The 5,593-nt window shown below is 67.3% G+C and carries 6 protein-coding genes and 1 pseudogene; 4 read left to right on the top strand and 3 right to left on the bottom strand.

All coding sequences use genetic code 11. From position 1 onward, the window contains the following. Positions 1-180 (bottom strand): annotated as a pseudogene (locus ADBZ5U_RS13940) (anthranilate phosphoribosyltransferase); the annotation flags it as partial. A 123-nt stretch (positions 181-303) separates the two neighbouring features. Here ADBZ5U_RS13940 and ctaE point away from each other — a divergent pair. Genes ctaE through qcrB form a run of 4 tightly spaced genes read left to right on the top strand, consistent with a single transcriptional unit; the run spans position 304 to position 4,539 of the window. Continuing rightward, a complete protein-coding gene (gene ctaE / locus ADBZ5U_RS13935) occupies positions 304-915 on the top strand; it encodes an aa3-type cytochrome oxidase subunit III (RefSeq protein ID WP_526811157.1) in 612 nt (203 codons plus the stop codon). A 14-nt stretch (positions 916-929) separates the two neighbouring features. Next, positions 930-1,736 carry a cytochrome bc1 complex diheme cytochrome c subunit gene (qcrC, locus tag ADBZ5U_RS13930; protein ID WP_526811155.1) on the top strand — a complete coding sequence of 269 codons (807 nt, stop codon included), beginning with the start codon at positions 930-932 and terminating at the stop codon, positions 1,734-1,736. Continuing rightward, a complete protein-coding gene (gene qcrA, locus ADBZ5U_RS13925; RefSeq protein WP_526811154.1) occupies positions 1,733-2,896 on the top strand; it encodes a cytochrome bc1 complex Rieske iron-sulfur subunit in 1,164 nt (387 codons plus the stop codon). The genes qcrC and qcrA overlap by 4 nt, the downstream gene beginning before the upstream one ends. Continuing rightward, entirely contained in the window at positions 2,893-4,539 is a 1,647-nt protein-coding gene (gene qcrB, locus ADBZ5U_RS13920) for a cytochrome bc1 complex cytochrome b subunit (RefSeq protein WP_526811152.1), read from the top strand. Before qcrA ends, qcrB begins: the two co-directional genes overlap by 4 nt. A 115-nt stretch (positions 4,540-4,654) precedes the next feature. Here the strand turns inward: qcrB and ADBZ5U_RS13915 are convergent, their stop codons facing one another. Together ADBZ5U_RS13915 and ADBZ5U_RS13910 are read right to left on the bottom strand one after the other, a co-directional pair. After that, on the bottom strand, positions 4,655-5,299 hold the full coding sequence (locus ADBZ5U_RS13915; protein WP_526811150.1) for a DUF2561 family protein: 645 nt from the start codon (positions 5,297-5,299) through the stop codon (positions 4,655-4,657). Next, positions 5,299-5,593: MmpS family transport accessory protein (locus ADBZ5U_RS13910; protein WP_526811148.1), on the bottom strand; the 295-nt coding region annotated here is incomplete at its 5' end. The genes ADBZ5U_RS13915 and ADBZ5U_RS13910, both read right to left, overlap by 1 nt.

Raw genomic sequence — 5,593 nt, 5'->3', positions numbered from 1 at the left:
CTTCATCGACACGCCGAAGGCGGCGATCTGCGCCGGCGTCGCCGTCCCGGCCATGATCTGGTCCATCGCCCAGGCCGCCTGTCCGGCCGCCAACTCCGTGCCGGTCGTCAGAAGGCCCAGGACCTGCGGCCAGGACGAATTCGAGGCGCCCTCGCGGGGCTGGGGGGCCGGTGTGGTCACCGGTTGATCGTCGCATGTCGTCGGCCCGCGACAAACGCAGGTCAGCGGCTTGCCGAAAACTTGTTGTGACCAATTCCGCCCCTGGCTGTACCTGACCAACTACAAAGCGTCATACTTCTTTCTGTGACGAGCGCTGTAGGCACCTCAGGAACTGCGATAACGTCGCGCGTGCATTCGCTGAACCGGCCCAACATGGTCAGTGTCGGCACCATTGTCTGGCTTTCCAGTGAGCTGATGTTCTTTGCTGGACTGTTCGCGATGTATTTCACCGCACGCGCCCACTCGGGCGGGAGCTGGCCGCCGCCGCCGACCGAGCTGAACCTCGCCCTGGCGGTCCCGGTGACGTTGGTGCTGATCGCGTCGTCGTTCACCTGTCAAATGGGGGTTTTCGCGGCCGAGCGGGGCGATGTGTTCGGGCTGCGCCGCTGGTACGTCGTCACCTTCCTGATGGGGCTCTTCTTCGTCCTGGGCCAGGGCTACGAGTACATCCACCTGGTGCACGAGGGCACCACCATCTCCAGCAGCGCCTACGGAAGCGTCTTCTACCTCACCACCGGCTTCCACGGCCTGCACGTCATCGGTGGGCTGGTCGCGTTCGTGCTGCTGTTGCTGCGCACGACGATGAGCAAGTTCACCCCGGCCCAGGCGACCGCGGCGATCGTAGTGTCCTACTACTGGCACTTCGTCGACATCGTCTGGATCGCCCTGTTCGCGACCATCTACTTCATCCGTTGACGAGAAGGGGTTCGATGAGCGACAAGTCCCGCCGCCGGCTGCGCCGCCGGCTCACCGGTGCCGTTCTGCTGCTCTTCGGCCTGACCCTGGCCGGACTGCTCGCCGCCACGCTGACACCCAAGCCGCAGGTCGCCGTCGCCGACGAATCGCAGTCGGCGCTGCTGCGAACCGGCCAGCAGCTCTACGACACCGCATGTATCACCTGCCACGGCGCGAACCTCCAGGGCGTCAACGGCCGCGGCCCGAGTCTGGTCGGCGTCGGCGAGGCCGCCGTCTACTTCCAGGTGTCGACCGGTCGGATGCCGGCCATGCGCGGCGAGGCCCAGGCCCCGCGCAAGAAGCCGAACTTCGACGAGGCCCAGACAGACGCCCTGGGCGCATACGTCCAGAGCATCGGCGGGGGTCCGCTGGTCCCTCGCGACGCCAACGGCCAGATCGCCGACCACTCGCTGCTGGGCAACGACGTCGCCCGCGGCGGTGATCTGTACCGGCTGAACTGCGCGTCCTGCCACAACTTCACCGGCCGCGGCGGTGCGCTGTCGTCCGGCAAGTACGCCCCGGCGCTGGATCCGGCCACTCCGGCTCAGATCTACACCGCCATGCTGACCGGGCCGCAGAACATGCCGAAGTTCTCCGACCGCCAGTTGGCCCCGGAGGAGAAGAAGGACATCATCGCCTACGTCCGTTCATCCACCCAGACCCAGGATCCCGGCGGATACGGCCTGGGCGGGTTCGGGCCGGCATCGGAGGGCATGGCGATTTTCGCCATCGGAATGGCGGCCGCCATCGCGGTCGCGATGTGGATCGGGGCACGCACATGAACGAGTCGGGGCACCAGCCGCACGGCGAGGATCTCGCCAACCTCTCCAACGAGGAACTGACCGCACTCGGCGCCCGGATGGACGGTGTGACGACGGTCTTCAAAGAGGACCGCTGGCCGGTCGCCGGCACCCGGGCCGAGAAGCGCTCGGAGCGTCTGGTCGCGATCTGGATACTGCTCGGTGGCCTGGCAGGCCTGGCGCTGCTGCTGATCTTCCTGTTCTGGCCGTGGGAGTACAAGCCGCACGGCGCCGAGGGCAACTTCATGTACAGCCTGGCGACCCCGCTGTACGGCGTCACCTTCGGACTGTCGATCATGGCCATCGGCATCGGCGCGGTGCTCTACCAGAAGCGGTTCATCCCCGAGGAGATCTCGATCCAGGAACGCCACGACGGCGCGTCGGCCGAGGTCGAGCGCAAGACCACCGCCGCCACCCTGGTCAACGCCTTCGAGAGCTCGACGATCAAGCGGCGGAGGCTGATCTGGGCCTCACTGGGCATCGGCGCCGGCGCCTTCGGCCTGAGCGCTCTGGTCGCCTTCGTCGGCGGTCTGGTCAAGAACCCGTGGAAACCGGTCGTCCCCACCGCGGACGGCCTCAAGGCCGTGCTGTGGACCTCGGACTGGACCCCACGGCGCAAGGGCGAGACCATTTTCCTCGGCCGGGCCACCGGGCGTCCCGGTGAGTCGCCGTTCGTGAAGATCCGCCCGGGCGACATCGACGCCGGCGGCATGGAGACGGTGTTCCCCTGGCGCGAGGAAGACGGCGACGGCACCACGGTTGAATCCCACGAGCGCCTGACCCACATCGCGATGGGCGTGCGCAACCCGGTCATGCTGATCCGGATCAAACCGGTCGACATGCCCCGGGTGGTCAAGCGCCAGGGGCAGGAGAGCTTCAACTTCGGAGAGCTTTTCGCCTACACCAAGGTCTGCTCGCACCTGGGCTGCCCGTCCTCGCTCTACGAGCAGCAGACCTACCGCATCCTCTGCCCGTGCCACCAGTCGCAGTTCGACGCCCTGCACTTCGCACGGCCGATTTTCGGTCCGGCCGCTCGCGCGCTGGCGCAGCTACCGATTACCATCGATCAAGACGGTTACCTGGTCGCCAACGGCGACTTCATCGAACCAGTCGGACCGGCATTCTGGGAGCGCAGATCATGACCATTCGCCTCGGTGAACGCATCGGTAGGGCCGCCGAAAACGCCGACTCGCGATACCACCCCTCGGCGGCGCTGCGGCGCCAGGTCAACAAGGTGTTCCCCACCCACTGGTCGTTCCTGCTGGGCGAGGTGGCGCTGTACAGCTTCATCATCCTGCTGATCACCGGCGTCTACCTGACGCTGTTCTTCGACCCGTCGATGGCCCACGTCACCTACAACGGTGTGTACCAGCCGTTGCGGGGGATCGAGATGTCCAGGGCCTACGAGACCGCTCTCAACATCAGCTTCGAGGTGCGTGGCGGTCTGTTCGTCCGGCAGCTTCACCACTGGGCCGCGCTGCTGTTCGCCGCGTCGATCATGGTGCACATGGCCCGGGTGTTCTTCACCGGTGCGTTCCGGAGACCGCGCGAGGTCAACTGGATGATCGGCGGCCTGCTGTTCATCCTGGCCATGTTCGAGGGCTTCTTCGGCTACTCGCTGCCGGACGACCTGCTCTCGGGCACCGGCGTCCGGGCGGCACTGTCCTCGATCACCCTGGGGCTGCCGGTGGTCGGCACCTGGTTGCACTGGGCGATCTTCGGCGGGGACTTCCCCGGCAACCTCATCATGCCGCGCCTCTACGCGGTGCACATTCTGCTGTTCCCCGGGATCATGCTGGCGCTCATCGGACTCCACCTCGCGCTGGTGTGGTTCCAGAAGCACACCCAGTTCCCCGGGCCCGGGCGCACCGAGAGCAACGTCGTCGGCGTCCGCGTGCTGCCGGTGTTCGCGGTCAAGGGCGGCGCTTTCTTCGCGATGGTCCTGGGAATCCTGGGCCTGATGGGTGGTCTCCTGCAGATCAACCCGATCTGGGTGCTCGGCCCCTACAAGCCCTCGCAGGTCTCGGCCGGCTCCCAGCCTGACTTCTACATGCTCTGGACCGACGGCCTGATTCGGCTTTTCCCGCCGTGGGAGATCTACATCGGCAACCACACCGTGCCGGCCGCCGTCTGGGTGGCGGTGCTGATGGGCGTGGTGTTCGCCCTGATGATCTTCTACCCCTTCCTGGAGAAGATCTTCACCGGGGACGACGCCCACCACAACCTGCTGCAGCGTCCGCGGGACGTGCCGGTACGTACCGGCATCGGAGCGATGGCGATCGCGTTCTACCTGGTGCTGACATTGAGCGCCACGAACGACATCATCGCCTACAACTTCCACATCTCGCTGAATGCGACCACGTGGATCGGCCGCATCGGCATGCTGGTGCTTCCCCCGCTGGCGTTCTTCGTCGCCTACCGGTGGGCCGTCGGCCTGCAGCGCAGCGACCGGGACGTTCTGGAGCACGGCATCGAGACGGGCATCATCAAGCGACTGCCGCACGGTGCCTACATCGAGCTGCACCAGCCGCTCGGACCGGTCGACGACCACGGGCATCCGCTGCCGCTGGAATACCAGGGGGCGCCGCTGCCCAAGCGGATGAACAAGCTGGGCTCCGGCGGCAAGCCGGGTCGTGGCAGCTTCCTGACCGCCGATCCGGCAACCGAGGACGCCGCACTGAACGAAGCGGCCCACGGTTCGGAGGTGCGGGCCCTGACGGCGCTGAAGGAGTACCAGGACGGCGAGCCCGGCGGGAACGGCAACGGCAACGGCTACCGCGGGTAGACGCTTCAGGCCGTCCGTACGAGAAGAGCCCCAGCCGAACGGCTGGGGCTCTTCTCGTACGCCGACGACGGGCCGCTCCCCCGGCGGTCGGCGTCCCGGAGGTTGGGCCGGAGCCCTACTCCCCCGCCTCGACCACTTCCCGAAGCTGCCCCTGATAGAACGCCAGCACGGCCACCATCGAAATCGCCAGCGCGCCGGCAAGGCCGAACGCCACCCAGGCGGCCGACTCTCCGGCATCGGCCAGCAGATAGCTCCCGACCGCGACCGCCGTGTAGGCCAGGCCCATCGCACCGAGAAGAGCCGTCGTCCCCCGCAGCCATACCCGGTCCAAGCGGGCGTGGTAGGCGCGGCGCGCGGCCGAGGAGCCGGCCTGTGCTTCCCGGCTCGCGTCGGGGTCGACCCCGAAAACGCGGAGCTTCTCGGTGGGGGGCTCGGTCCGCCGGACTCCGGCCGCGTTCTCGGCTGAGTCCTCGCGCGTGCCGTCCCGGGCATCATCGGCGCCCCGCCGGGCGCGCAACAGCAGCGGAATCGCAGCCAGGATGACCAGGGCCGACACGGCGATGATGCTGTACAGCAGCCAGGACGACTGCCGGTCGCCACCGCCGGCGTGCCCGCTGCCGAGCCGCACCATTGCCACCGTCGCGAATACGGCGGCGGCCAGCATAACCAGCCAGATGGCCCCGCAGATGCCGACCATCAGGCGGTCGACCTTCTCCGGAGACCGTCCGGGGTGTTCCTGCACCGTCGATTCGGGAGCCATCAGCAGCTCGTCTGCGCGGCGTTGTTCTGGTTCGATGACAGCACCGTCCCGTCGCTAGTCGTTATGGAGCAATTCAGCCTACTGACCAGGAACAGGCTGGAGGCCTGCACCGAGCCGACGTCGGACTGGGAGATCGGCGTCACCGTCAGCGACCACGGGATGTAGACGTTGCGTTGGGTGCGGCGCCGGCCTGAAGCGTCGACGTACGTCACTGTGATGATGTCGCCGGGTGCCTTCGTGCCGGTCACGCTGTAGGTCACCTGACGGGGGGCTGCCGGCGTACTCGGCGGCGGC

It is taken from the genome of Mycobacterium sp., assembly GCF_040398885.1.
Taxonomy (GTDB): Bacteria; Actinomycetota; Actinomycetes; order Mycobacteriales; family Mycobacteriaceae; genus Mycobacterium.
The sequence above is the reverse complement of the archived record's forward strand: the minus strand, read 5'-3'. Positions and strand labels throughout refer to the sequence as shown.